The organism is Streptomyces sp. NPDC088762, assembly GCF_044750905.1.
Taxonomy (GTDB): domain Bacteria; phylum Actinomycetota; class Actinomycetes; order Streptomycetales; family Streptomycetaceae; genus Streptomyces.
Genome location: NZ_JBIVKT010000003.1, coordinates 530,095 through 554,219 on the forward strand (window position 1 = coordinate 530,095; position 24,125 = coordinate 554,219).

Sequence of the window (24,125 nt, forward strand, 5' to 3'; positions counted from 1 at the left end):
ACCGGCTACCGGCTACCGGCTACCGGCTACCGGCTACCGGAAGCAGACCAGCGCCGCGTGCCCGGAGACGTCCGTGTAGTCGAGGAAGTCACCCATCACCAGGACCGCGTCGTACGGGGCCAGCGTGAGGGTCGGGCCCCGTCCCACCCGGACCGTGGCCGCCCCCTCCAGGGCGAGCACCAGCAGGGTCTCGTCGGACACCACCGCGCGCGAGAGCCGCCCACGTACGACGGCGGTCGCCACCTCTGCGGCGCCTCGGCGGTGCATCACGTTGAAGTTGACCACGGGGCCCGACAGGAGCCGGCACGCGGTCGGCTCGTCTCCGGGGAAATCCTGTGGCGCGAACCGCTCGTTCACCAGGCGGCGCACGCCCCCCACCTTGAGGTCCATACCCGCGCCTTCGACCAGGGTGAGGGTGCGGTCGATCTCGGGGAAAGCCGAGAACGGCCCGTCGGCAGCGACCTCGGCAAGGCTCGCCCGCCAGACGAAGTCGTCCATGCCCGCACCCTCGGGGAAGACCGCGATCTCCCGGGTGACTCCCCCGCCGTTCTTCCAGACGGCGGCGGCGCGATCGGCGGCTCGCAGGATCCGGACCTGCGCGCCGCTCCTCACGCTTCCTTCTCCATGGTGGGGCGCAGCCGCTCCAGAAGGGCGTAGAGCGTCGCGCTCTCGGTGTCGTCGAGGGTGTCGAGCGCGCCGTGCGTCGCCTGCATCTCCTCCCGGACGCGGCGGATGACCTCGCGGCCCGCGTCCGTCGCCACGACGTTCTTGACGCGGCGGTCCGCGGGGTCCGGTTCGCGGCGGACCAGCTCGCGGGCCTCCAGGCGGTCGACGATGCCGGTCACGTTCGACGCGTCGCAGACCAGAAGGGTGGCGAGGCCGCGCATCGGGAGCGGACCGTTCAGCTGGGCCAGGACCCGGGCCTGGGTCGAGGTGAGGCCGTGGTGGGCCGCGGCGGCCGCGAAGTCGCGCCACTGGGCGGTGCCGATGGCCGCGAGCAGCTCCAGCAGTTCGAGCTTGGAGGGGGCGTGCGTGGCGGTGTCGCTCATGCCTCGAGACTAGCCGGATTGATTGACATTATCAATTGTTTACTTGACCACCTTAACTATCGAGGTCTACCTTCATGGAGTTACTTGATGACATCAAACATCTGCGTCCTGAAGCTCTGAAGCACGAAGAAGGTCTCCCCGCCATGAGCACCCCCTCCCCCGCCGCCGCACCGGGCGCCACCCGGCAACGGAACGAGACGGTCATCGTCTTCGCCCTGAGCCTGGCCGCCATGGTCGTGTCGATGATGCAGACCCTGCCGGTCCCGATCCTGGGCCTCATCCGCAACGACCTCGGCACCTCCACCGCCAACGTCAGCTGGGTCACCACCGCCACCCTGCTGTCGGCGGCCGTCTTCACCCCGCTGCTCGGCCGCTTCGGCGACCAGCACGGCAAGAAGCCGACCCTGGTGGCCGTGCTCGGCGTCATGGTCGCCGGATCCGTCATCGCCGCGCTGGCCTCCTCGCTGCCGCTGCTGATCCTGGGCCGGGTGCTCCAGGGAGCCGCCACCGCGATCTTCCCGCTCGCCCTCTCCGTGCTGCGCGAGGAGGTCCGCCCCCAGAAGCTGCCGGGCGCCATGGCACTGGTCAGCGGCACGCTCGCGTTCGGCAGCGGCCTCGCGCTCGTCGCCACAGGGCTGCTCACCTCCGGGTCCGGCGCGGACTACCGCAACGCCTTCTGGATGGCGACGGGCTTCGCCGCCCTCGCCCTGCTGGCCGTGGTCTTCCTCGTCCCGGCGACCCGCCACAAGACGGGCGGCCGTACCGACTTCCTCGGCGCGCTGACCCTCGGCATCGCCCTGCTGCTGCTCCTGCTGCCGATCTCCCAGGGCCACGAGTGGGGCTGGACCTCCGGCCGTACGCTGGGCAGCTTCGCCGGCGCCGCCGTCATGACCGCCGTCTGGGTCCTCGTCGAGCGCAAGGTCCGCGAGCCCCTCGTCGACATGCGGATGTTCGTCCACCGCCCGGTGCTCATGGCCAACCTGGCCGGCATCCTCGTCGGCTTCGGCATGTTCGCGAACTTCCTGGGCGTCTCGTACCTGGTCCAGATGCCCGAGGCGCTCACCGGCTACGGCTTCGACGCGTCCATCCTGCGCGCCTCCGTGCAGTTCCTGCTGCCCGGGGCGATCGTCTCGCTCCTCGCCTCCCCGATCGGCGGCCAGCTCGTCCGCCACCGGGGTCCGCGCGTGGCGCTCGGCCTGGCGGCCGCGCTCGGCGCCGCCGGCTTCGCCTGGCTCGCCGTGGACCACCAGCACACCCTGTCGGTGATCGGCGCCGGACTGGTCGTCGGCGCGGCCGTCAGCTTCGGCTACGCCGCCATGCCGGCCGTGATCATGGCGAGCGTCCCGCACCACCAGAGCGGTATCGCCAACGGCATCAACTCGATCTCCCGCTCGACGGGCAGCGCGATCGGCTCGGCCATCGTGACCACCATCCTGGCGTCCAAGACCATCGAGCACCTGCCGGCGGGGGTCCCGCCGCTGCCGGCCGAGTCGGGATTCACCCTCACCTTCGGGATCGGGGCCGCGGCCTTCGCGCTCGTCGCCGTGATCAGCTGGCTCGGCCTGCGGGGCGGGCGCGGGACCGTGGCGGCGGCTTCGGCCCCCGCGGCGCCGGCGACGAAGACCCAGGAGGCCGGCGAGACCGAGAAGGCCGACGCGCTCCGGTGAGTCGCCCCGCCCGCCGCGTGTCGCACGCGGCGGGCGGGCCGCCGCGCCTTGCATGGTGGACCCATGAAGGCTACGGAGGTCATCACCGACGGCTTCGGACGCATCCGGGAGCTCGTCCACGAGATCGTGGACGGGCTCCCGGCGCGTTCGCTCAACGCCCGCGTCGACCCGGCGGCGAACTCGATCACCTGGCTGGTCTGGCACCTGACCCGGATCCAGGACGACCACATCGCGGACGCGGCGGAGCTGGAGCAGGTCTGGCAGGCCCAGGGCTGGGCGGACCGGTTCGCCCTTCCGCTCCCGGCCTCGGCGACCGGGTACGGGCACACCGCCCGCCAGGTGGGCACGGTCCGGGTCGACTCCGGCGAGCTGCTGCTCGGGTACTACGACGCGGTCCACGAGCAGACCCTGGGCTTCGTGCGGGGGCTCGCCGCCGCGGACCTGGGCCGGGTGGTCGACGAGCGCTGGGACCCGCCCGTCACCCTGGGGGTCCGCCTGGTCAGCGTCCTGTCCGACGATCTCCAGCACGCCGGCCAGGCCGCCTTCGTACGGGGCCTGCTGGAGCGGGGCGCCTCAGAGACGGCCTAGGGCCTGTCGTCACACTCCCGTCGTCGCCCGGAGGGCGGCCACGCGGCGTCTGGTGCGTGCTCTCGGCGTGCCGGGTGGAAGACCTCGTACTGGACGTACTCGGGATTCCGCCCGGTGCGGCGAGAGCACGTGCCAGGCGTCGCGGGGCAGACGGGAGTGTGACGACAGGCCCTAGGAGGGGCCTTCGCGGGACCGGGCCCGCGTCAGCTGGTCGAGGTAGGTGTACACCTCGGGGAGCTTGGGGTGCGTGGGACCGCCGAGGCGCACCAGGGCCGCGATGAGCCGCTCGGTCGCCTCGATCGCCTCCTCGACCCGCCAGGCCTGGTCGTAACCGGAGATGAGGCCGATCAGCGCGTCCAGGGTCCCCGGGTGGTCCGGGCCCAGGCTGTGCTCGCGCGCGGCGAGGGCCGCCTTCAGGTACGGCAGGGCCCGCTCCGGCCGGCCGGCTTCCAGATGGGCGATCGCGAGGTTGTGGTAGCGGTAGGCGATCTCTTCGCTGTCGGGCCCGTGGATGCGCTCGAAGCCGTCGATGACCCGCTCGTAGCAGGCGACGGCCGCGTCGAGGTCCCTGGCGTCGTGGTGGACGTGTGCCAGGTTGTCCAGCCAGATGTAGGTGTCGAGGTGGTCGGGGCCGTAGAACCGCTCCTTGTCCGCGACGATCTCCCGGCACAGTGCGATGGCCTCGGTCAGCAGGCCCCCCGCGCGGTAGGCCATGAACAGCTTCTGCTTCCGGGCCTCCAGCCGGTCCCCGCCCGGTGGCAGGAGGCGCCTGCTGCCGGCCACGGCCTCCTCCAACGAGGCGAGCGCCCGGTCCGCGCGGCCCGCCGCCGCGTAGGCGTCGGACAGCTTCTCGCGCCAGGTGAGTGTCTCCTCCTCGTCCCGGCCGGGGCCGCGATCGCTGCCTTCCACGGCCTGTTCGAGATAGGGGATGGCCTCGGCCGGGCGCCCCGCCGACAGGTGGGCGGATCCGATCCCGTGCAGGGTGATCAGGGTGTCGCGGGCGTGCGGGCCCAGGGTCGCCGACTGGTGGCGCAGGTTCTCCAGCAGCAGCGGGATCGCCTGGTCCTGCATGTACGTGTCTCCGGGCGGGGCCGCTGCGGACCACATGCACAGGAAGAAGGCGTAGTTGTGGCGCAGCCGCAGCACGTCCTCGTGGCCCGGGCCCAGCCGGCGCTCGGCTTCGGCGAGTTCGTCGCGCATCCGCAGGGTGGAGTCCATGCCGAGGTGGACCGGTGCGTCGCCGGGCTCGTTCAGCCGCAGGTCGAGGGGATCCGCCGGAGCCCCGGGCTCCGGCGGCGAGTTCTCCGGGTCCGGCGGGTTGTCTGCGTTCTCTGGGTTCTCTGCGCTTTCTGCGTTTTCTGCGTTCTCTCGGTTATCGGGGCTGTCCTTCGGGCGCTTCCTCCGGAACATCGCGGTCACTCTCCTCGGTCGGCGGCGGTCACGAGAGGGACCCGAGGTCCCGTACGAGCTCCAGCAGTTCCCGGAGCGCGGCGTACGGTGCCCGCCCCCCGTCGAGGTAGGCGTCCAGGGCCGCCCGGTCGGCCGCGGTCAGCGAGGCGAGCGGGCGGCCGGCGAAGGACAGCGGGTCGTCGAGGTCGTGCAGGGCCGAGCCGTGGACCACGCGCGGCCTCCGGGCGGGGCGGTGACGACGTGCGGGGCACCGCGCGACGGGCCGCCGAGCGGACGCGGATCCGGCACCGGGGAGAGTCCCACCGCGTCGTGGAAGTACGTCGCCCCTCCTCCCCGGACCCGCCCCCCGACGACGCGCCACCCCGGGACGGCGAACAGGTGCTCCAGGCGGGGCCCGGAAGCGTTCCAGGCGGTCACCATGGTCCGGCCGCACTCCTGCTGGAGGAAGTAGACGCCGCCGGTCGACGCGGCGGTCACGAACTCGTCGGGCGACAGGAACGCGGCGCCCTCCACCGTGCCGTGCTGCTCGGGTACCGCCCGCCCGCCGCGTGCGGTCAGCGGCCGCAGCCCCGCGTCGGTGAGCACCACCCGGCGGTCACCGGCCAGCAGCAGCCGGTGCCCGGAGGCGTCGACGGCGTGGACGGTGCAGCGCTCCAGGCCGAGGTCGTACAGGTCGATCCGCTCCAGCGGCCGGCCCGGCGCGCCGACCAGGGCCGCGGGCTCGCGCGCGAGGAGCACGACGAACCCGCGGGCGGTGGCGAAGGTCCGGGCCTCGGCGAGGCCGGGACCCCGCGCCAGGACCTCCGCCCGGCCCGGCCGGTACAGGACGAGTTCGGGGGCCGCCCCGTGCGGGCCCGTACGCAGCGCGAGGACGGCCTCCGGCCCGAGGCAGCTCACCGCGCCCGCCCCCGCCCCGAGGTGGTCGGCGGACCAGAGGCGGGAGCGGGAGGAGACGTCGTACACGTCGATGCGCGTGCTTCGCGCGCCGTCGGGGCGCGGCCCGCGCGAACGGGACGCCTCCCGGGCCATGACCGGCGCCCCGGGGGCGAAGGAGACCCGGTCCGGGGCGGCAGGGCCGTCGTGGCCGGGGAGGCGCCACACCGCCCGCGCCGCCGCGGCCCGGGCGGCGCGCTCGGCGGCCCGTGGCCGGTGGCGCCGCGAGGTCAGCCGGGCGGCCAGGCGGTGGCCGGGATCGTCCTCGGACGGGGCCCAGTGCTCGGGCGGGTGGCGGTGGGCGATCCGCAGCGCGTCGGTGACGGGGACCCGGCGCATGAGGTCCCACAGCCCCGCCGGGTCGGCGGTCCCCACGAGCCGCTCGGCCGCCTCGTCGATCTCCGCCGCCGTGCCCCAGGGCAGGCGGTCGGCGCCGCGCCGCTCCCGCAGGTAGAGCAGTGCCCGGCCGATGGCCGCGCGTTCGGTCGTGGCGGTCGCGGTGGTGGTGCCGGCAGGTCCGGCGCTGCCGGCGGTGTCCGGAGCGAGGGCGAGCCGTTCCCGGTGGCGGGCGAGGCTCTCCTCGACGATCGCGACGGCCTCGGCGTGCCGGCCCAACGCGATGAGCTTGGCCGCCGCGTCGTCGAGCCGGGCGGTGAGGACGTCCCCGTAGGCGGTCCGGACCTCGGCGAGCTGGCGGTAGAGGTGGATGGCTTCCAGGAGCGCGTCGACGGATTCGGCATGCCGTCCCGCGTTCCACAGGTGCGCGCTGTGCATGTCCAGTCCTGCGGCCAGGTCATCGCCGTAGCGCGCGGGGTTGAGGTCCGCCATCTGACGCGTGTGGGCCACCACCGCCCCGGCTCCCTCGGCTGCCTCCAGTGGACGGCCGGACATCGCCAGCAGGAAGGCCTTCACCATCTCCAGGCGGTTCACGTCCGCGGACATGGACCACCACCGGAGGGGGTCGCGGTCCAGCACCTCCGCGAAGAGCCGTTCGGCCTCCGCCACGGACGCGTGGGCGCTTCCGGTGCCGGTCTCCCAGAGCGCCAACGCCAGCCGGGTGTGGGCCTGGGCCAGGGCACCGAGGACGCCGGCGTCCACCGCGGCCTCGGTGCCTTCCCGCATCAGCCGGATCGCCTCCCGGAGGAGGTCGATCCGGCGTTCGGGGGCGATCTCCTCCAGGAAGAGGCCGCCGAGGTTGAGCAGGTCGTCGGCGTGGGCGGACCGGTGGGCCGGATCCTGCTCGGCAGCCTCCCGGCTGAGGCGTACGGCCTCCTCCATGTGCGCGAGCGCCTCGCTCCGGCGGCCCGTCCTGAGGTGGGCCGAGGCCAGCTGCTTGGAGAGCCGGGCGCGTTCCATGCGGTCCACGGCCCCTTCGAGGCGGTGGGTGGTGAGCCGCAGGGCCAGTTCCCCGGCCCCTGCCTCGACCCGTACGTCGCCCGCGGGCAGCAGGGGTTCGACGGCCTCCAGGACGTCGTGGTCCACGGAGTCGAGGGCGGCGAGGGAGGTCAGTACCGCGTCGCCGCCGCGAACGGCGAGGGCGGGGTCGCGGCGCAGCAGCGGGAAGAGGACGGCGGGGCCGATGTGCGGCCAGCGTTCGGCCGCGGCGATGAGGAAGGTCAGGGCCCGGGGTGTCCAGGTGGGCGCGGCCCCGGCGTCGCGCTGCAGGATGCGGGTGGCCGCGGTCACGGACCACAGGTCGGTCGGGTAGCCGGTCACGGGGCTGCCGGGGAGGGTGAGGGCCAGGTAGTCCTCGGCGAGCCGGTCGGGGAGCAGCGGTTCGAGTACGTGGGCGGCCGCCGGGTCGGTGGGCGGGTAGTGCGCGGCGTGGGCGGCCAGGAGCCGGTCCGCCGGGGTGCGCAGCAGGAGCCTGTCCAGGAGCGGGCGGGCGGTGGTGTGGCGCATCGGGCCGGTGAGGACGGCGGTGAAGACGGTGCGCGCGAGGTCGAGGGCGCGGCGGTCCGCGGCCCCGGTGCTCGCGCCGCTCCGGTCACCCCTGTCACCGCTGTCACCGCCGTGCCCGGTGTCGTGCTCGCCTGCCCTGCGCCAGTTCTCGTGCTCGCGGTCGAGCAGGTACGCGGTCATCCCGGCGAGGTCGGAGGGCGGTTCCCGGCCGCCGGCCCGGGCGTCGACGGCGGTGAGCGCGGCCATGTGGACGGCGAGGGTGAGCCCGAAGTCGGGCCGGGCGAGGTCCTCGTGCGAAGGGCGCAGGCCGTCGAGGGCGGCGGGGTCCGGGTAGTGGGCCGCGAAGCTGCGGCGGGCGGCCTCGAACATCCTGCTCCGCTCGCCCTGGTGACCGGAGAGCGGGGCCAGCGGCTGGTCGGACAGGTCGGTCGCGCGCCGTTGACGGCTCAGCTGCGCGCGCAGGGCGGGCCAGGGCCGCACCGACCTGGCGATGAGGAGGACCCGCGCGGGGAGTTCGCCGAGCAGCAGCCCGTTGTGGAACAGCCACCTGAGGTGGGCGTCCGGCCAGCGGTCGGCGTAGTCGACGAGCACCAGCACCCCGGCGCGGTGGTCGGTGCGCAGGTCCTGGCTGCCCCGGGCGGGCGGGTAGGTGTCGGTGCCGTGGACGGCGTCCACCACCAGCCAGCCGGCCCCGGCGCATTCGGCGGCGAAGCGGGCGGCCAGGCGCGACTTGCCCGCGCCGCCGGGTCCGTGCAGCCAGCGTACGGCCGACCGCGCGGGCTGCTCGCGCCATTCCCGCAGCCGGTCCAGCTCCGCTTCGCGGCCGGTGAACTCCACGATCTCGCTGCGGGCGTCGAGCATCCGGCTGGGCTGGGCGCGCAGCCAGGCCGAGTCCCGCCGCAGGGTGTCCGAGGTGCCGTGCGTGTCGCGGGCGTACAGCAGGTAGACGGGGGTGCCGTCGCCGAAGACGTGGATGTCGGCGCCGACCGCGCCGTAGGCGAAACCGGCGACGGCGCGGACCTCCTGGTGGACCTCGTCGGGGAGGTCCACGGTCAGCCGGTCCCGTCCGCGCCGTCCTCGTCGGCGGGCGGTGGCACCTGCCCCTCGGCCGACTGGTGGTAGTGGAGGTTGCCGCCCTGCACGGCGAAGAGGGTGCCGTGGTCGCGTGCGGTGTTCGACTGCGTCCACACCTGCCGCCCGGCCGGCAGGCCGCTCTGCACGCGGGTGATCAGTTCGCGCAACTCGCTTTCGGATTCGGGGTGTTCCTCGAGCAGCAGGAGCAGCCGCCGACGCCATACGGGCAGCAGCTCCGCCCGGATCTCGTCCGCGCCGGCCGGTTCGGCCCGGACGACGAGGGCGGCGTCCTCGTCGAGCTGCGCGCCGATGGCCTCCCCCCGGGTCTCGCCGCCCCGCCCGAAGAGCCGGACGACCCCGCCGCGGGCCCCTTGCCACACGTCCGTGGCCATGGCTCCGATCAGCGCGGTGGCACCCGCGCCGGCGAGCGCCGTCAGTGACTCGGCCAGCATCCGTCCTCCTCGGTCCCGTGCCGTGGGCAGCCCCCGTGCATTGCGAACTCCCCTTGCCCGGCCCCAGGTTAGCCCGGTGGGACAGTGCCCGTCTTCAGCCGCGGAAGGCCGCCGGGCGTTCCGGCGAGGCCTCGGCCAGGGCCCTGGTGACCGCGTCGATGCCCCCGCGGAGCCCGTAGACGGGGGTGTCGGGCTGCTGGCGCCAGGAGTCGTCGATGCCGCCGGCGTCGACGGTATCGAAGCCGAGGTCGTCGATGAGGGCGCGGACGGCCTTCTTCGCGGCCTCGTCGTCGCCCGCGACGGGCAGCGCGATCCGGTCCGGGTCTCCGGCCGGGCGGTGCCGGTCGAGGATGTCCTGCGCGTAGGTGCCGTTGAAGGCCTTGATCACGGGGTGCCCGAGCTGCCGTTCGGTCCACCGGCTCTCGGTGAGGCCCTCGTCCTCGACGGCGGCGATCCGGCCGTCGCGCTGTTGCGGGTAGTAGTTGTTGGTGTCGATGACGCTGAACCCCTCGGCGGCCTCGTCGAAGAGGCCGGCGGGCAGGTCCGGGACGTTCTTGAAGGGGACGGTGACCACGACGATCTCGGCGCCGCGCGCCGCTTCGGCGACGGTTACGGGGGTGGCCCCGGTCTCCTCGGCGAGGGCGGCCAGGGTGTGGGGACCGCGCGAGTTGGCCACGGACACGTCGTGCCCGAGGGCCGTGAGCCGGCGGGTGAGGTTGCCACCGATGTTCCCTGCGCCGATGATGCCGATCTTCATGAGCTCTCCAGTGCGTCCGGAATCGGGTGTCGCGCCGGTGGGAACTCCCGTCGGCGGCGCGGCATTCCCCCGCGCGGCGCACATCGCCCGGACGAGCGACGCGATCGCGCCGGCGGACGGGCCCGGGCGGCGCGGCGAGCGCCTCCGACCTGCCCCGCGGCCCTCGGTGTGGCCTTTCGGCCATTTCGCACGTCCCGCGAGGACCCTGCGTTGGTCCGTCGAGGGCCGAGACGGCCGAGAGGGCCGGAACCCCGTCCGGGTTCCGGCCCCCTCAGCTGCCTTTTCGAGGCGTTTCCTGGCGTTTCCAGCCGGTTCCGGCTAGGCACCGCTCGCGTCGAGCATCGCCTCGCGCTCGACGATCTTCACGCGCTCGCGGCCCTGGGGCTCGCCGAGGGCCTTCTCGGCCGCGTCGAGCCGGTACCAGCCCTCCCAGGTGGTGTAGCGGACGCTGCGCTCGGTGAGGAAGGACTCGACGGCCTCCGGCGCGGGTTCGGCCGGGGTGTGCAGGCGGCCCTCCGCGTGGTCGGCCAGCAGGTTCGCGACCGTCTCGTTCGCGTCGCCCTTGGTGTGGCCGATGAGGCCGATCGGGCCGCGCCGGATCCACCCCGTCACATACGTGGACCGGAGGTGTCCGCCCGCTTCGATCACGCGGCCGCCCTCGTCCGGGACCGTGCCCGACTCGACGTCCCAGGGGAGCTTGGGCAGCTCGTCGGACAGGTAGCCCACCGCCCGGTACACGGACTGGACGTCCCAGTCGGTGAACCGGCCGGTGCCCTTGACGTTGCCGGTGCCGTCGAGTTCGGTGCGCTCGGTGCGCAGGCCGACCACCTTGCCGTCCTCGCCGAGCACCTCGGTGGGCGACTCGAAGAAGTGCAGGAACAGCTTGTGCGGGCGGTCGCCGATGTCGCGGATCGCCCAGTTCTCCAGGGTCTTGGCGACCATGTCGGCCTGCTTGTTGGCGCGGCGGGTCGCGATCGAGCCCTCGTCGTAGTCGATGTCCTCGGGGTTGACGATGACCTCGATGTTGGGCGAGTGGTCCAGCTCCCGCAGCTCCATGGGGCTGAACTTGGCCTGGGCCGGCCCGCGGCGGCCAAAGACGTGCACCTCGAGCGCCTTGTTGGCCTTGAGGCCCTCGTAGACGTTCGGCGGGATCTCGGTCGGCAGCAGCTCGTCGGCCGTCTTGGCCAGGATGCGCGCGACGTCGAGGGCGACGTTGCCGACGCCGAGCACGGCGACCTTCTCCGCCTCCAGCGGCCAGGTGCGCGGCACGTCCGGGTGGCCGTCGTACCAGGAGACGAAGTCGGCGGCGCCGTGGGAACCGTCGAGATCGACGCCCGGTATGTTCAGCGCGCGGTCGGCGGTGGCGCCGGTGGAGAAGATCACGGCGTCGTAGAAGGAGTGCAGCTCGTCGAGGCTGATGTCGTTCGGGTAGTCGACGTTCCCGAAGAGGCGGACCTGCGGCTTGTCGAGCACCTGGTGCAGGGCCGTGATGATGCCCTTGATGCGCGGGTGGTCGGGTGCCACGCCGTAACGGATCAGACCGAAGGGCGCCGGCATCCTCTCGAAGAGGTCGATGGACACGCCGGGCTCGGTGGCGGCCTCGGACTTCAGCAGCGCATCGGCGGCGTAGATCCCGGCGGGGCCGGCACCGACGATTGCTACTCGCAGAGGGCGAGGCATGGCAATGGTTCCCTTCGAGCGACAGCACAATCGATCAAGGGAACCCTAAGCGAAGGCAATCCTAACCCGGCACCCGGTGTCGTCTTATGACCCCATCAGCAGAACTTATGGCCCTTCAAAGCGATCCTTGGGGCTCTGCTCCTGCCCGAGGCGTCGGCCGTCTCGAACCCGCTGGTCAGCGCGCACCCCAGCTGACAGACTGAAACGGCTTGATCACCCCAGGAGGACACATGGCTGACGAGACAGACGCCCCGCAGGACGAATCACCGGCCGAGGAGGCCAAGCGCAAGTTCCGGGAGGCGCTGGAGCGCAACGCCGCGAATGCCCATTCCCAGCAGGCGCACCAGAGCCGCGCCAAGGTCCAGGGTGCGAGCAGCGGCCCCGGCGGCAAGAACAAGAAGGTCCGCCGCAAGACCGGCTGACCCGTGGGACACGAGGTGCTCCGTCTCGCCGTCACGGCGGCGGGACCGGGCCGCCCCGTGTGTTGGGCCACCCGGGTGAGCGGGGATAACCCCGGGTGTCGTCGGCAGTTGATCAGCGCGTCCCGCCCAGGGCGGCTATCACTGCGACAGAGACAGAAGGATCCCCCACATGTTCAAGAAGTTCCTGGCCACCGCCGCGGTCACCGCCTCCGTGATCGGTGCGGGCGCCGCGGCCGCCTCCCCCGCGATGGCGATCGGCAACGACGGCGGCGTCAAGACGGTCAACGGCAACGGCGAAGCGCAGATCTACGGCAACCAGGAGACCGAGGGCCCGCTGAGCCCCCAGGCCAGCCTGGTCCAGGGCTCCCTCAACAAGCTCTGCATCGGCCTGCCGGCCAAGGCCAACGTGCAGTCCATCCTGCTGATCAACGTGGGCGTCCAGGACATCCCGATCCTGTCCAACCCGCAGAACCAGCAGTGCGCCGAGAACTCCACCCAGGCCAAGGGCGACGAGCCGCTCTCGCACCTCGTGGACAACATCCCGGTCCTGTCGGGCAACTTCTCGCACGACAGCTGACCCTCCAGCTCCTCCGGTTCCGCGCCGGCGTGGTCCGCTACGCCGGCGCGTTTCCGTGTGACCGCGCCAGGGCCGTGGCGAGTTGGGCCCGGGAGCGGACGTCGAGCTTCTGGTAGATCCGGGTCAGGCGGGACTCCACCGTCTTGACGCTGAGGAACAGTTTCGCCGCGGCTTCCTGGTTGCTGGCCCCCTGGCTGACGAGCAGGGCCAGGCGGGTCTCCGCCTCCGTCAGGGCCGCGATGGCCGCCACCTCCGGGCGGCCGGTCGCCTCGCCGGGAGCGGGCTCCCCGGCGAGTTCCGTCCACGGGGTGGCTCCCGCCCGCTCGAAGACGCCGGCCGCCGCGAGCAGCGCGGCGCGGGCCGGTGCGCGCCGCCGGCGCCGGCGTTCCACCCGCGCGAGCGCCAGAAGGGTGCGGCCTCGCTCCAGCGGCAGGCCCAGCAGGTCGAACCGCTGCGCCGTGGCCTCCAGGAGTCCTACGGCCTCGTCCGCCTCGCCCTGGGCGGACAGGCACAGGCCCCGGGCCCGGTCGAGGGCGGCGACGACCCCGGTACGGCCCAGGCCGCGGGCGACGGTGCGGACGGAGTCGATCAGACGGGCCGCCTCGTCGGGCGCGTCGGCGGCGACCAGGGCCTCCGCGAGTTCCCCGTGCCAGCGCAGGATCGAGGGGTCCACCACCTGCTGGGCGGCCTCCAGTTCGGCGACCCGGCGCAGGGTGGCGACCGCCTTCGCCGCCTCCCCGGTGGCCAGTTCGACGAGACCGAGCGCGTGCAGGCTGCGGGAGAGGAAGACCTGGTCGTGCTCCTCCAGCGAGGCCTGTATGCCGCGCCGGGCGTATCCGGCGGCGCGCGCGAAGCTGCCGCCGGCGGACTCGGCCATCGCGGCGACGTACCAGGCCGGCCCGGGTGAGAGGCCCGCCTCGATGGTCAGTTCCAGGGCCTGGCGGGCGCGGGCGGAGGCGGCCTGGCAGCGGCCGCCGCGCAGTTCGACCTCGCTGAGGCTGCGCAGGACCTCGAAGACGTCCTCGGCGGAGCCGGTGCGCTGGACGGCGGGCAGCAGCACCATCAGCTGGTTGCGGGCGTCGTCGAGGCGGTCGTCGAAGAGGGCGTGGCGTACGGCGAGGTACTGGGGCGCGTTGCGCATGCCGAGCGGCACCTCGGGGGCCGGCAGGGCGAGGGCCTCGGCCAGGATGGCCTCCGCCCCCGGGTCCCCGAGGATGCGGCCCATGCGGGCCCGTACGGTCAGGGCCATGGCCTGGGCGGTCCGGTCGCCGCCGAGCGCGGCGAGGGCGCCGGCCCGGGCGGCGGCGTCGCGGGAGCGGACGGGGTCGCCGTCGCTGAGGTTGTGCTTCCAGGCGACCCGCAGCTGGACGGCGGCCTGGAGGTTGGGGTCCCCGGCGGCCTCGTCCATGGCGTACGCGAAGGTCTCGTCGAGGGCGCCGAGGGCCTGCCCGGCGGCGTCGATGACGGCGAGCCGGGCCCGTACCCGGTCGGCGGGAGAGGCGTCGCGGGCCAGCACGGCCCGGCTGGCGAGGCGCGCGAGGTCGGCGCGGCCGGCCCAGCCCGCGTCCTCGGCGGCGGTGACGAGCCGGGCGAGTTGGTCACCGGCCAGGTGGCACGGCGTACGTTCGGCGGCGAGCAGGCCGAGTTCGGCGGCGAGGGCCCGCTGGCCCCGGCGGCGGCAGACCGCGGCGGCTTCGGTGATCTCGGCGGCGAGCCACTGGTCGGGGGCGTCCACGGCCAGCGCCCGGTGGCGTACGGCCTGGACCGGGTCGTCGACCGCCTCGGCCAACGCGGCGTGCCCCGCGGAGCGTTCGGGCCAGCCCGCGTCGGCGGCGAGGGCGGTGGGCAGGGCGCCGGCGGTGAACTCGACGGTGCCGTCCTCCCCGACCCGGACCAGCGCGGCCCGCTCCGCCTCGGCCAGCTCCGCCTCGGCGTCGGGGCGCCCGGCCCGGCGCAGCAGGGCGGTGGTGGGGCGGGCCGCGAGGGCGGCGAGCAGCAGGGTGCGGCGGGCCTGGGCGGGGGCCTCGGCGAGCAGGCGGCGGGCGACCTCGCGGGCCTGGCCGGAGACGGGCAGGGTGTCGGCGTGGTGGGCGCCTCCGTCGCGGGAGCCGGCGGCTTCGGCCAGGGAGTGCCCGAGGGCGAGGGCGAGCCGGGGGTTGCCGCCGCTGGCCTGGTGGATGCGGCCGGCGAGGCGGGCCGGGAGCCCGTGGCGGACGAGGAGTTCGGCGACCTCGTCGGCGCCCAGCGGGGGCACCCGTATCGCGGGAGTGCCCGTGCCGCAGAGGGATTCGCCGACCGGCGCGCCGCCCTGGAGGCATTCGGCGACCAGGACCCGGACGCGGGGCGGGGTGAGCCGCAGGGCGAAGCGGAGCAGGTCGGTGCTCTCGGCGTCGAGCCACTGGGCGTTGTCGAGGACGAGGAGGACGGGGTGGCGGACGGCGAGCGTGCGCAGGACCTCGACGACGGCGAGGCGCAGCGCGACGTGGTCACGGCCGGCGCGGGGGGCGTCGGTCTCGCGGCGCAGCAGTGCGATGGCGGTGCGCTGGGGGCCGGAGAGGCGTTCCAGCGCCGCGCACGGCACCGAGGCCAGCAGGGCGGCGGCGGAGGCCTCGGGTATCCATTGGTCGGCGGCCTCCGGGGCGAGCCGCAGGACGGTCTCGCGGCGGGACTCGGCGGCGGCCGCGACGGCGCGGACCACCTCGGTCTTGCCCGCTCCGGCGGGTCCGGTGAGCAGGGCGCGGCCGTGCTCGGTCAGGGCGCGCTCGACCGCCCTGATCAGTTCGCCGTGTCCGACACTTGTGTCAGCGTGCCCCGTCGCCGCCACCACGCACAGCCACCAGCCTTCCGGTCCCCCTGTGCCCTTCCTGTGAGACGCGACAATACGAGGTCGGATGCCGGGTGGGCCCGCATTGTGACGCAGAAATCAGCCGGAGGCCGGGAAAACACGTCGGACCTGCCGATACGAGGTGTATCAGCAGGTCCGCGGGCTCTGTTGGTCCGTACTATCGGGCCGTCAGAATCAGAAGGTGAGGTTCCAGGAGTTGATGTAGCCGGTGTCGCCGCCGGCGTTGTCGTTGACCCGGAGCTTCCAGGTGCCGTTGGCGACCTCGGAGGAGGCGTTCACGGTGTAGGTGGTGTTGATGTTGTCGGCGCTGCCGCCGGCCCGGTTGTGCACGGTGTAGACGGAGCCGTCGGGGGCGACCAGGTCGACCTTCAGGTCACCGATGTAGGTGTGCACGATGTTCACGCCCACCTTGAGGGTGGCCGGGGCGTTGCCGGTGACACCGCTGACGGTGATCGGGCTCTCCACCGTGGTGTTGTCGCCGATGGCCACGTCCGCGGTGTTCTCGAAGACCGGGGTGGTCGGGGTCGAGGTCACGGCGGTGACGGTGGCGGCCGCGTCGGCGAGGCCGGCGCCGCAGCCGCCGGTGCAGGTACCGGCGAGCGGGCGGGCGTTGGCCTTGATGGCCGACTCGATCTGCGCCGGGGTCAGCGTGGGCTTGGCGGCGGAGAGGAGCGCGGCGAGGCCCGCGACGTGCGGAGCGGCCATGCTGGTGCCCTGGTAGGGCTTGTAGATCTCGGCGCCGGGGGTGGTGGTGCCGGAGTTCAGCGTGGAGAGGATGCCGTTCTCGGGGGTGGTGATGGTGCCGGGCGTGTCGGTGGCGCGGCGGGTCTCACCGCCCGGGGCGGCGATGTCGATGATCGAGCCGTAGTTGGAGTAGAAGGAGCGGTCACCGGTGCGGTTGGTGGAGGCCACGTTGACCACGTTGGCGCAGCTGGCGGGGGAGAAGCCGCTCGCGTCGGAGTTGCTGTTGCCGGCGGCCACGACGACGGTGGTACCGCGGGCCACGGCCCCGTTGATGGCGTTCTGGTAGCTGGTGCCGCAGGCGCCGGAGCCGCCGAGGCTCATGTTGATGACCTTGGCCGGGGTGGCGTTGGCGGGGACGCCCGCGACGGAGCCGCCGGACGCCCAGGTGATGGCGTCGACGATGTCCGAGGTCATGCCACCGCACTTGCCGAGCACGCGGACGGGCTGGATCTTCGCGTTGTACGCGATGCCCGCGACGCCCTTGCCGTTGTTGGTGGCGGCGGCGATGGTGCCCGCGACGTGGGTGCCGTGCCAGGAGGAGTTGCTGGCCGTGGAGCCGGTGCCGCACTCGCCGGCCGCGCTCCAGTCGCCCTGGTCGGCCGGGTTGCTGTCACGGCCGTTGCCGTCACGGGCGGCGGTGGAGTCGGAGATGAAGTCGTAGCCGGCGACGACGTTCGGCGCGACGTCCGAGTGGGCCACGTAGCCGGTGTCGATGACGGCGACCGTGACGCCGGAGCCGGTGGACTTGTCCCAGGCTGCCGGAACGTTCATGCCGGCGGTGGGCTCGAAGAGGTCCCACTGCTTGGCGTACTCGGTGTCGTTCGGGGTGACGGCCATGGCGTAGGCGCGGGTGTCCGGCTCGACGTAGGCGACGTCCGGGTCGGCCTTGAACTGGGCCATGACGTTCGCGGCCTCGGCGGGGGCGGTGGTACCGCCCAGGCTGACGAGGGCGGCACCGGTGCCGAGGCGGCGGTCGAACGTCGTCTTCTTGCCGGCCTTCTTGCCCTTGGCGGCGGCGTCGACGGCGGCCGCGGTGTTGGAGCTGGCCTCGGTGGCGGAGGCCTTGTATCCGACGATGAGGTTCTGGACCGGGGCGGCGGGGGTGGCGACCGAGGCGGCCGGGGCGGCGCCGGGGATCTCGGCGGCCAGGGCCACGGAGGCGGTGGCGGAGCCCGCGAGCAGGGTGACGGACATCGCCACCACGGATATGAGCCTACGTCTGGATGCGTGCACGTTGTTCCCTTTCGCGGGCCGTTCCGGGCAGGCCGGACCGGCCGGTCTGTGCAGTGTGGGAGGTGTACCGGCGGCTGCGGAACCGGGGCGAGCTGGTCGAACTCTCCCCGGCGCCGCCGCGCGCCACGTTGTCCCGGCCGCGACGGCGGGGCTGGGCAACGGCGGTGCCGGCGATTCCCCGGGCGGTGCGGCATCGCGCCATGTGGGGTTGGCGCGTTGGCCGCTGACCTGGGGAAGATCGCCGGTGGGCAGACAGTAGGCAACGCGGAGATGAACCGGATACGGGGAAAACCCTTGTCCGCCCCCTGCCGCTCCCCCCTCGGGGCCCACTGGTGCCCTTCGAACCGCCGCTAAGGGCGGGGCGGGAGGAGTTTACGGTAGTACGTCCAGCTGGTTTCGTTCGGGTCGCTCCACTGCTCCGGGGCGTGCGCGAACTCGGGATGGCGGTCCGCGATGTACGCGCGGGTGCGCTCCGGGACCTCGGCGTAGGAGCCGAGTTTGCGGCCCCGGCAGTGGAAGGTGAGACCGCCGGGGCGCTGCCCCTGTTCCATCCAGGGCAGCCACGGGGACATCCTGGTCCAGGACATCGTCGAGGGGACGCTCGGGGCGTCGGTGGTCAGGGCGGCCGCCGGCGCGAAGAACTGGAAGAGCTCCAGGGCCCGGTAGGTGTCGTCCGCCGACTGGGCGGGGTAGTCGGAGACCGGCAGGGGCGACGGGTAGGCCAGCGGGATCTCCAGGCTGAAGCAGACCTGGTCGCCGAGCTCCGTCACGGGGACGGGGAAGGGCCGCAGCCTCTGGTTCGCCGGGTCGTTCCAGACGTGAACGACCGGTTTGTCCTGCCAGGTCTCCAGGATCTCCCGGGTGCGGGGGTCGAGGTAGAACGCGGCTTCCCTGGACAGCAGCTTGTAGCCGCCCGTCTCCTCGTCGTCGGTCAGCCGGGCGGCGTTCACCCCCTCGAAGCCGAAGAGCCGCTCGTACGGCTCCCCCGGGGCCCAGGAGTGGACGTCGCCGGTCCACCAGAAGACGGTCTCGGCGCCGTCGAGCGAGGCACGGGTACGGGCGAGGGCGTCCAGGAGCTCGGCGGGCGTCATGGCGGTCGTCATGGGCCGTACTGTGCGCGGCCCCGGGCGCGCAGGGCAAGCGCGCACGGCCAATCCGGCCGCCGACGGGGCCGGTTCGCGCCACCGGGGACCCCGGTCCGGGCGGCGGGCGGACCGGCATGCGGATGCCCCGTTGACTGCGCTCTCACCACCGGCAACCGTGACCGCCATGGGGAACCCACGCCGACTGCTCGCTCTCGTCATCTGCCTGGTCCTGGGCGGCGGGCTGACCGCCGCCGTGCTGGGGGCATCGCGGGCGGCCGGCCCGCACGCCCGGGCGGCCCCCGCCGATCAGGTCGACATCCGCACGGTGCCGCGCACGCCGGCCGCGGCCCCGGCCGCCGGCCCCGACGCCTCCGCCGGCTCGGTCGCGGTGGCGTGCGGGCGCAACGAGCAGGGCCACTACAACGAGGACAACCTGGTGGTCTCGCCCGGGCTGCGGTCCGGCGCCCACCACACGCACGCCTACGTGGGAAACCTGTCCACGGACGCGATGTCGACCGACGCCTCCCTGGACGCCGCCGCCACCAGCTGTACGGGCGGGGACCGGTCCACGTACTACTGGCCCGTGCTGCGCCGCCCCGACCGGCCGGGCATCCGCCCGCACGAGAGCTCGGCGGCCCACGGCAACGAGGGCCAGATCCTGCCGGAGGCCTCGGTCCTGGTGGAGTTCCGCGGTAGCCCGGCCGGCAAGGTGGTGCCCATGCCCCGGTTCCTGCGCGCGATGACCGGCGACGCCGTCGCATACACGGCGGGCAGCGCCGCCGACGTCCGGGCCCGCTGGGGCTGTTCCGGCCACCCCGACCGCTCCACCACCGGCTATCCGCGCTGTCCGCGGGGCGAGCGCGTCACCCGCACCCTGGTCTTCCCCAGCTGCTGGAACGGCCTGGACAACACCGCTCCGGACCACCGCTCGCACCTGCGCTTCCCCGGTGCGGGCGGCGTCTGCCCGGCCGGCACCTTCGCCGTGCCCGAATTGCGCGTCTCCCTCGCCTACGAGGTCCCCGCGGGCGCGGCCATCGCGCTGGACTCCTTCCCCGAGCAGCGGCACAGCCCGCGCACGGACCACGCCATGTTCGTGAACGCGATGACGGACCGGCAGATGGCGGAGGTCGTCGCCTGCCTCAACGAGGGCCGCGACTGCCGGCTGTGAGGGACCTTATGTGCGCGAGCGGAGCCGAGTGACCCACGCCACATGAACCCGGAAGGTCCGGGAGTCGTGTTCCGACCGCACCACCCGAGCGAGGAAGACGGAGAGGGTGAGATGGCCGGACCACTGTGGCCCCGCACTCGGCGGGGCTCGACCGATGAGGCACTGATCAAGTCGGTGTACGAGGAGCACGGTCACGCCCTGCTCGCGTACGCCACCCGACTGACCGGGGACCGGGCGGCCGCCGAGGACGTCGTCCAGGAGACGCTCATCCGGGCGTGGCGGCACTCCGAGGTCCTGGTCAACGGAAAGGGTTCGGTACGCGGCTGGCTGCTGACGGTGGCCCGCAACATCATCACCGACCGCCACAGGGCCAGGGCCGCCCGTCCGCCCGAGGTCTCCGGCGCCTCGGCCGCTCCCCCGGTGGAGGCGGACCACGCCGATTCCGTGGTGGACACCATGACGGTCCTGGGCGCCCTCGACCAGCTGTCTCCGGAACACCGGGACGTGCTGACGGAGTTGTACTACCGGCAGCTCAGCGTCGCCGAGGCCGCCGACCGCCTCGGCATCCCGGCGGGAACGGTCAAATCGCGTGCGCACTACGCGCTCAAGGCCCTGCGCGAGGTCTTCCGGGACCACGGCGCCAGGGACAGGACGGCCGGAAACGGCAATCGATCGGGCAGGCCGCCCCAGCAGCCCGCCGCACTGCGTGAGGTGGTGGCATGAACCGGCAGCGGCACGAGGAGGAACAGCTCGGCCCGTACGTGCTCGGCGTCCTGGACGAGGAGGAAGTACGCCGGGTCGAGGAACACATGAGCGGGTGCGTGCAATGCCGGGAGGAGGTGGCCGCGTTGCGCGAGATGGAGGCGGCACTGGGCGAGGTGCCCGAGGAGGCGTTCCTGGAGGGGCCGCCGCAGGGCGGTGACCTGCTGCTCCAGCGCACCCTGCGGGAGGTGCGCGGCGAGCTGGCCGGTGCGCGGCGCCGCCGGGTGGCGCTGGCCGGGCTGGCCGCGGCGGCCTCCCTGGCCGCCGTGTTCTGGGTGGGCACGCGGCTGGGCACCGGTGACGCGGGACCGGTCGCGCTGCCGCCGCCGTCCCCGACGGTGTCGACGGCTCCTCCGGCCCCGCCGGCCGGGACCAAGGTGGGCTCGGCGACCGATCCGGCGACCGGCGCGCGGCTGACCGTACAGGTGACTCCGGCCGCCAAGTGGGTGCGGGTGCACGCGGCCGTGACCGGGGTGCCGCCGGGCGAGCGGTGCCGGCTGGTCGTGGTCGCCAGGGACGGTACGCGCACCACCGCCGGCAGCTGGGTCGTGGGCAGCCGGGAGAACGGCGAGGGCAAGGGCGCGGCACTCGACGGCTCGGCGGCCGTGGACCCGGCCGACGTCAAGGCGGTCCTGGTCGAGAACGAGGCCGGCAAGGCGTTCGTGTCCGTACCGGTGTAGCCGGCGGTGCGTCGGGAGCCTGTCCGGCGGCCGGCGCGGGGACGTGACGGAGCCCGGGAGCATGTCCAGCTCCCGGGCTCCTGTTTGCCACCCAATTGCGCACACCGGCGGCGTTTAAGAGCCGCGGATCATTCTTAGATCGCCGTGTTCTGCCTTTGAACTACCGCGCCACGAGGAGAGGCGCAGGAGGGACTTGAACCCCCATCCGTCGATGATCGTCCGCGCTCGGTCGATCCGGTGTTCGGCGGCGAATACTGAGACTGGAGCGAGAATCTGAGATTGAAGGGCCGCCTCTGCCAGGCTTGGGCCACCCCGGCTCGTCGTGCCGGGGGAGGGATTCGAACCCCCAACTGACACCCTGTTCAGCTTCGACATCAGTTTCAGCTTGCGCTTCCGCGCACCCCCTGCGCTCAAACAGGGGGCGATCATGGGGCTACCCGAAGAGGTAGCCGAACACCGCGTCCCCGACCCGCTGGTCGGTGACCTCGGTGCCGTTGGCCTCCTCGCGGGCGAACTTGACCGCCTGCTGGAGCTTCTCCACGCGGTCCAGCAGCTCGTTCACGCGACGGGCCGGAAGGGCGCCGGAGAACTTCACGGTCGTCCAGTAGCCGACCGCGACGTCCTCGTAGTAGACCTCGACCTGCGCCGGGTGCTTCTCGGTGGCCTCGGCCTTGACGTGGTTGCGCGGCACCTTCTTGGTGCGGATGGTGCGGACCGGGTCCGTCCGCCACGAGTCCGTGGAGGGGTCCAGGGTCCAGGACTCGGAAGCGTCCAGGACCGGCAGCTTCCGCACGAAGGTGTGCATGTCCGTCAGCTGCTTCTCCAGGAAGAGCAGATAGGGCACGGGAACCTGCTCCAGCAGGACCCTGCCGTCCACGACGACGTCGGCGGCCGCCGAACGGTTCGCCCAGTCCTTGGTCGCCGTCACGTCGAACAGCCGCGTCAGCGTGCCGGCCGTCGCCCGCAGCACGTCCTCCGCCTTGACCTGCACCCGCGTGGACTCGGGCGGCAGCTGCTCGCCCTCCTCGTCCTTGGGCTGGTAGGTCCGCGAGATGCCGGCCAGCAGGGCGGGCTTCTGGACGTCGTGGTGAGCCTGGGTGAGCTCCTGGAGGGACTTGGACTTGACGCCCTTTTCCACTGCGATGATCTGATTCAGCTTCGGCACGGGAGGAACCTAACAGCAGCCCGGCCGCCCGCACATTCGAATATCGGCGGACCGTCCGGTATCGGCGGACCGTCCGGGATCCGCCGAGGCGGGACGATCATCACATTGCGGTCCATGCCATCCTGTGACGTCACAACTCGCCGGACGGAATCGGCGGACGTCCGGGAAATATGGGGAAGGTCCATGAGGCTCTGCTTCCTGGTGGAGGAGCACTACCGCCACGACGGCATGCCGAACGAGGTGATCCGGCAACTGACCGCCTGGGGCCACCAGGTCGACGTGGTGCGGCCGGGCGGCTCGCTGCTGTGCATGACGGAGGCGCTGCACACCGGCACGCACGACGCGTGGGTGCTCAAGACGGTCTCGGGCGGCCCGGGGCTGACCCTCCTGGAGGCCGCGGCCGCCACCGGACTGACCACGGTCAACGACGCCCGCTCGATCCGGGGCGTACGGGACAAGGCGCTGGCCGCCGCCATCGGCCGTGCCCGGGGGCTTCCGCTGCCCCCGACCTACGCGGCTGCCCGCCCCGAGCTGCTCGGGGAGGTACCGGCGGCGGAGTACCCGCTCGTGGTGAAGCCGGCCGACGGCAGCTCCGGGCGCGGCGTGCACCTGGTGTCCTCGCCGGAGCGGCTGGCGGCGATGCTCCCGGCGCTCGCGGGCGAGGGCATGCTCATCGCCCAGCCGTACGTGCCCAACTCGGGCACCGACATCAAGGTGTACGCGGTCGGCGGGGAGCTGTTCGCGACCGAACGCTGCTCCCCGCTGCACCCGGATCCCTCGGTGCGGGAGCGGCGCGTGCCGCTGACGGCCGAAGTCGCGGCGATCGCCGCGCAGGTGGGGGCGGTGTACGGGCTCGACCTGTACGGGGTGGACGTGCTGCTGGGGCCGGACGGGCCCGTCGTCGTCGACGTGAACGACTTCCCGAGCTTCCGTCAGGTGCCGGACGCGGCGGCGCGGGTGGCCCGGGCGGTGCTCGCACTGGCGCGCACGGGCGGTGCGCAGCCCCCCTCTGCGGGGCCGTACGCGCCGCCCGTCTCCATTCCGGCGCAGGCCTCGGCGCGGGCGGGTGACGGCGCGTGAGGATCGGCCTGATCACCCCCGAGCCCGGCCATCCGCTGCTGGCCGCCACGACCGCGCTGCTCTGCGCCGAACACGAGGTGGAGCCGCTCGATCCGAACGCGGCCGCTGCCACCGTGCCCGATGACCCGGCCGACGTGTACCTGCTGAAGTCGCGCACTCCGCGGGCGCTGGCCCTCGCCCGGGAGCTGGAGCGGCGCGGGGCTCCCGTCGTCAACTCGGCCGACGCCACCGCGCTCTGCCAGGACCGCACGGCCATGGCGGAGCTGGCGACCCGGGCCGGCCTGCCGTTCGCGGACACCCGTACGTACGGCTCCCTCGCGGCGTGGGCGTCGGGCGCCCCGCTGCGCACCCCCGTCGTCGTCAAGAGCCGCCACAGCCGCCGCCGGGACCTGGTCGCCCGCGTCGACGACCCGGCCGGGCTGCGGGAGCTGGCGGCCGCCTGGCCGCAGGAGCCGGTCGTGGTCCAGGAATTCGCCCCCAACAGCGGCTGGGACCACAAGCTGTGGGCGATCGGGGACCGGGTCTTCGCCGCCCTGCGCCGCTCCGAGCTCTCGCCCGGGGAACGCGGCCCCGCCCGGCCGCTCGCCGTGGACGAACTGCCCGACGGCTGGGCCGATCTGGTGCTGCGGGCCGGCGCGGTCTTCTCGCTCGACGTCTACGGCGTGGACGTCATCGACACCGGCGGTGGCACCCCCCTCATCGTCGACATCAACGCCTTCCCCGGTATCCGGGGCCAGGCCGGCGCACCGCAGGCCCTGGCGGCCCTGACCCTGAGCCGGGCCGGCCGCCGCGCCGTGCCGGCGGCCGCGGCCGAGGGGGAGGCCGGCGGCTGCGGCTGACGCCGGACAGGGG

The 24,125-nt window shown here is 73.5% G+C and carries 21 protein-coding genes; 9 read left to right on the forward strand and 12 right to left on the reverse strand.

From position 1 onward, the window contains the following. Positions 1–33: 33 nt before the first annotated feature. Both ACIP5M_RS10950 and ACIP5M_RS10955 read right to left on the reverse strand, forming a co-directional pair. Entirely contained in the window at positions 34–612 is a 579-nt protein-coding gene (locus tag ACIP5M_RS10950; protein ID WP_401194774.1) for a HutD family protein, read from the reverse strand. Continuing rightward, entirely contained in the window at positions 609–1,049 is a 441-nt protein-coding gene (locus ACIP5M_RS10955; protein ID WP_401194776.1) for a MarR family winged helix-turn-helix transcriptional regulator, read from the reverse strand. Before ACIP5M_RS10955 ends, ACIP5M_RS10950 begins: the two co-directional genes overlap by 4 nt. 143 nt (positions 1,050–1,192) lie before the next feature. On the opposite strand from ACIP5M_RS10955, the gene ACIP5M_RS10960 reads away from it, so the two are divergent. Then, on the forward strand, positions 1,193–2,716 hold the full coding sequence (locus ACIP5M_RS10960) for an MFS transporter (protein ID WP_401194778.1): 1,524 nt from the start codon (positions 1,193–1,195) through the stop codon (positions 2,714–2,716). A gap of 63 nt (positions 2,717–2,779) precedes the next feature. Then, on the forward strand, positions 2,780–3,304 hold the full coding sequence (locus ACIP5M_RS10965) for a DUF664 domain-containing protein (protein ID WP_401194780.1): 525 nt from the start codon (positions 2,780–2,782) through the stop codon (positions 3,302–3,304). A gap of 171 nt (positions 3,305–3,475) precedes the next feature. On the opposite strand, the gene ACIP5M_RS10970 is transcribed toward ACIP5M_RS10965, so the two are convergent. From ACIP5M_RS10970 to ACIP5M_RS10995, 6 genes are all read right to left on the reverse strand, one after another. Continuing rightward, positions 3,476–4,522, reverse strand: coding sequence for a tetratricopeptide repeat protein (locus ACIP5M_RS10970; RefSeq protein WP_401194783.1), 1,047 nt, complete (start codon positions 4,520–4,522; stop codon positions 3,476–3,478). A 220-nt stretch (positions 4,523–4,742) separates the two neighbouring features. Beyond that, a complete protein-coding gene (locus tag ACIP5M_RS10975) occupies positions 4,743–4,925 on the reverse strand; it encodes a hypothetical protein (RefSeq protein WP_401194785.1) in 183 nt (60 codons plus the stop codon). Beyond that, positions 4,853–8,599, reverse strand: coding sequence for a hypothetical protein (locus ACIP5M_RS10980; RefSeq protein ID WP_401194787.1), 3,747 nt, complete (start codon positions 8,597–8,599; stop codon positions 4,853–4,855). The genes ACIP5M_RS10975 and ACIP5M_RS10980 overlap by 73 nt, the downstream gene beginning before the upstream one ends. Positions 8,600–8,601: 2 nt before the next feature. After that, a complete protein-coding gene (locus tag ACIP5M_RS10985) occupies positions 8,602–9,075 on the reverse strand; it encodes a hypothetical protein (RefSeq protein ID WP_401194790.1) in 474 nt (157 codons plus the stop codon). A gap of 94 nt (positions 9,076–9,169) precedes the next feature. Continuing rightward, on the reverse strand, positions 9,170–9,832 hold the full coding sequence (locus ACIP5M_RS10990) for an NADPH-dependent F420 reductase (protein WP_401194791.1): 663 nt from the start codon (positions 9,830–9,832) through the stop codon (positions 9,170–9,172). A gap of 318 nt (positions 9,833–10,150) precedes the next feature. Continuing rightward, entirely contained in the window at positions 10,151–11,512 is a 1,362-nt protein-coding gene (locus ACIP5M_RS10995; protein WP_401194793.1) for an FAD-dependent oxidoreductase, read from the reverse strand. A 230-nt stretch (positions 11,513–11,742) separates the two neighbouring features. Here ACIP5M_RS10995 and ACIP5M_RS11000 point away from each other — a divergent pair, with 230 nt between their 5' ends. Together ACIP5M_RS11000 and ACIP5M_RS11005 are read left to right on the forward strand one after the other, a co-directional pair. Next, on the forward strand, positions 11,743–11,934 hold the full coding sequence (locus tag ACIP5M_RS11000) for a DUF5302 domain-containing protein (RefSeq protein ID WP_401194796.1): 192 nt from the start codon (positions 11,743–11,745) through the stop codon (positions 11,932–11,934). Between the two features lie 169 nt (positions 11,935–12,103). After that, a complete protein-coding gene (locus ACIP5M_RS11005; protein ID WP_401194799.1) occupies positions 12,104–12,511 on the forward strand; it encodes a rodlin in 408 nt (135 codons plus the stop codon). Positions 12,512–12,548: 37 nt separating this feature from the next. On the opposite strand, the gene ACIP5M_RS11010 is transcribed toward ACIP5M_RS11005, so the two are convergent. From ACIP5M_RS11010 to ACIP5M_RS11020, 3 genes are all read right to left on the reverse strand, one after another. Further along, on the reverse strand, positions 12,549–15,338 hold the full coding sequence (locus ACIP5M_RS11010) for an AAA family ATPase (protein ID WP_401194801.1): 2,790 nt from the start codon (positions 15,336–15,338) through the stop codon (positions 12,549–12,551). A gap of 192 nt (positions 15,339–15,530) precedes the next feature. Further along, positions 15,531–17,294, reverse strand: a complete 1,764-nt coding sequence (locus ACIP5M_RS11015; RefSeq protein ID WP_401195097.1) for a S8 family serine peptidase — start codon at positions 17,292–17,294, stop codon at positions 15,531–15,533. Positions 17,295–17,683: 389 nt separating this feature from the next. Further along, positions 17,684–18,436, reverse strand: coding sequence for a DUF1838 family protein (locus ACIP5M_RS11020; protein WP_401194803.1), 753 nt, complete (start codon positions 18,434–18,436; stop codon positions 17,684–17,686). Positions 18,437–18,602: 166 nt separating this feature from the next. Here ACIP5M_RS11020 and ACIP5M_RS11025 point away from each other — a divergent pair, with 166 nt between their 5' ends. The 3 genes from ACIP5M_RS11025 to ACIP5M_RS11035 all read left to right on the forward strand — a co-directional run bounded on the left by ACIP5M_RS11025 (position 18,603) and on the right by ACIP5M_RS11035 (position 21,028). Continuing rightward, positions 18,603–19,586 (forward strand): DUF1996 domain-containing protein, encoded by a 984-nt coding sequence (locus tag ACIP5M_RS11025; protein ID WP_401194806.1) that lies wholly within the window; start codon positions 18,603–18,605, stop codon positions 19,584–19,586. Positions 19,587–19,697: 111 nt separating this feature from the next. After that, on the forward strand, positions 19,698–20,309 hold the full coding sequence (locus ACIP5M_RS11030) for a sigma-70 family RNA polymerase sigma factor (protein WP_401194808.1): 612 nt from the start codon (positions 19,698–19,700) through the stop codon (positions 20,307–20,309). Then, positions 20,306–21,028 (forward strand): anti-sigma factor family protein, encoded by a 723-nt coding sequence (locus tag ACIP5M_RS11035; protein ID WP_401194811.1) that lies wholly within the window; start codon positions 20,306–20,308, stop codon positions 21,026–21,028. The genes ACIP5M_RS11030 and ACIP5M_RS11035 overlap by 4 nt, the downstream gene beginning before the upstream one ends. Positions 21,029–21,461: 433 nt before the next feature. Here ACIP5M_RS11035 and ACIP5M_RS11040 read toward each other — a convergent pair whose 3' ends face one another. Continuing rightward, positions 21,462–22,193 carry a hypothetical protein gene (locus ACIP5M_RS11040; protein WP_401194813.1) on the reverse strand — a complete coding sequence of 244 codons (732 nt, stop codon included), beginning with the start codon at positions 22,191–22,193 and terminating at the stop codon, positions 21,462–21,464. Positions 22,194–22,376: 183 nt separating this feature from the next. Here ACIP5M_RS11040 and ACIP5M_RS11045 point away from each other — a divergent pair, with 183 nt between their 5' ends. Both ACIP5M_RS11045 and ACIP5M_RS11050 read left to right on the forward strand, forming a co-directional pair. Then, positions 22,377–23,273 carry a RimK family alpha-L-glutamate ligase gene (locus tag ACIP5M_RS11045; protein ID WP_401194816.1) on the forward strand — a complete coding sequence of 299 codons (897 nt, stop codon included), beginning with the start codon at positions 22,377–22,379 and terminating at the stop codon, positions 23,271–23,273. Then, the gene (locus ACIP5M_RS11050; RefSeq protein WP_401194818.1) at positions 23,270–24,112 is read left to right on the forward strand and encodes a RimK family alpha-L-glutamate ligase; all 843 of its coding nucleotides are present in this window, start codon (positions 23,270–23,272) and stop codon (positions 24,110–24,112) included. Before ACIP5M_RS11045 ends, ACIP5M_RS11050 begins: the two co-directional genes overlap by 4 nt. Positions 24,113–24,125: the final 13 nt, after the last annotated feature.

Coding starts and splice junctions, on each gene's coding strand:
- ACIP5M_RS10955 (WP_401194776.1), bottom strand. CDS start 1,049: ATGAGCGACACCGCCACGCACGCCCCCTCCAAGCTCGAACTGCTGGAG.
- ACIP5M_RS10960 (WP_401194778.1), top strand. CDS start 1,193: ATGAGCACCCCCTCCCCCGCCGCCGCACCGGGCGCCACCCGGCAACGG.
- ACIP5M_RS10965 (WP_401194780.1), top strand. CDS start 2,780: ATGAAGGCTACGGAGGTCATCACCGACGGCTTCGGACGCATCCGGGAG.
- ACIP5M_RS10970 (WP_401194783.1), bottom strand. CDS start 4,522: ATGGACTCCACCCTGCGGATGCGCGACGAACTCGCCGAAGCCGAGCGC.
- ACIP5M_RS10985 (WP_401194790.1), bottom strand. CDS start 9,075: ATGCTGGCCGAGTCACTGACGGCGCTCGCCGGCGCGGGTGCCACCGCG.
- ACIP5M_RS10990 (WP_401194791.1), bottom strand. CDS start 9,832: ATGAAGATCGGCATCATCGGCGCAGGGAACATCGGTGGCAACCTCACC.
- ACIP5M_RS10995 (WP_401194793.1), bottom strand. CDS start 11,512: ATGCCTCGCCCTCTGCGAGTAGCAATCGTCGGTGCCGGCCCCGCCGGG.
- ACIP5M_RS11000 (WP_401194796.1), top strand. CDS start 11,743: ATGGCTGACGAGACAGACGCCCCGCAGGACGAATCACCGGCCGAGGAG.
- ACIP5M_RS11005 (WP_401194799.1), top strand. CDS start 12,104: ATGTTCAAGAAGTTCCTGGCCACCGCCGCGGTCACCGCCTCCGTGATC.
- ACIP5M_RS11015 (WP_401195097.1), bottom strand. CDS start 17,294: ATGTCCGTCACCCTGCTCGCGGGCTCCGCCACCGCCTCCGTGGCCCTG.
- ACIP5M_RS11020 (WP_401194803.1), bottom strand. CDS start 18,436: ATGACGACCGCCATGACGCCCGCCGAGCTCCTGGACGCCCTCGCCCGT.
- ACIP5M_RS11025 (WP_401194806.1), top strand. CDS start 18,603: ATGGGGAACCCACGCCGACTGCTCGCTCTCGTCATCTGCCTGGTCCTG.
- ACIP5M_RS11030 (WP_401194808.1), top strand. CDS start 19,698: ATGGCCGGACCACTGTGGCCCCGCACTCGGCGGGGCTCGACCGATGAG.
- ACIP5M_RS11035 (WP_401194811.1), top strand. CDS start 20,306: ATGAACCGGCAGCGGCACGAGGAGGAACAGCTCGGCCCGTACGTGCTC.
- ACIP5M_RS11045 (WP_401194816.1), top strand. CDS start 22,377: ATGAGGCTCTGCTTCCTGGTGGAGGAGCACTACCGCCACGACGGCATG.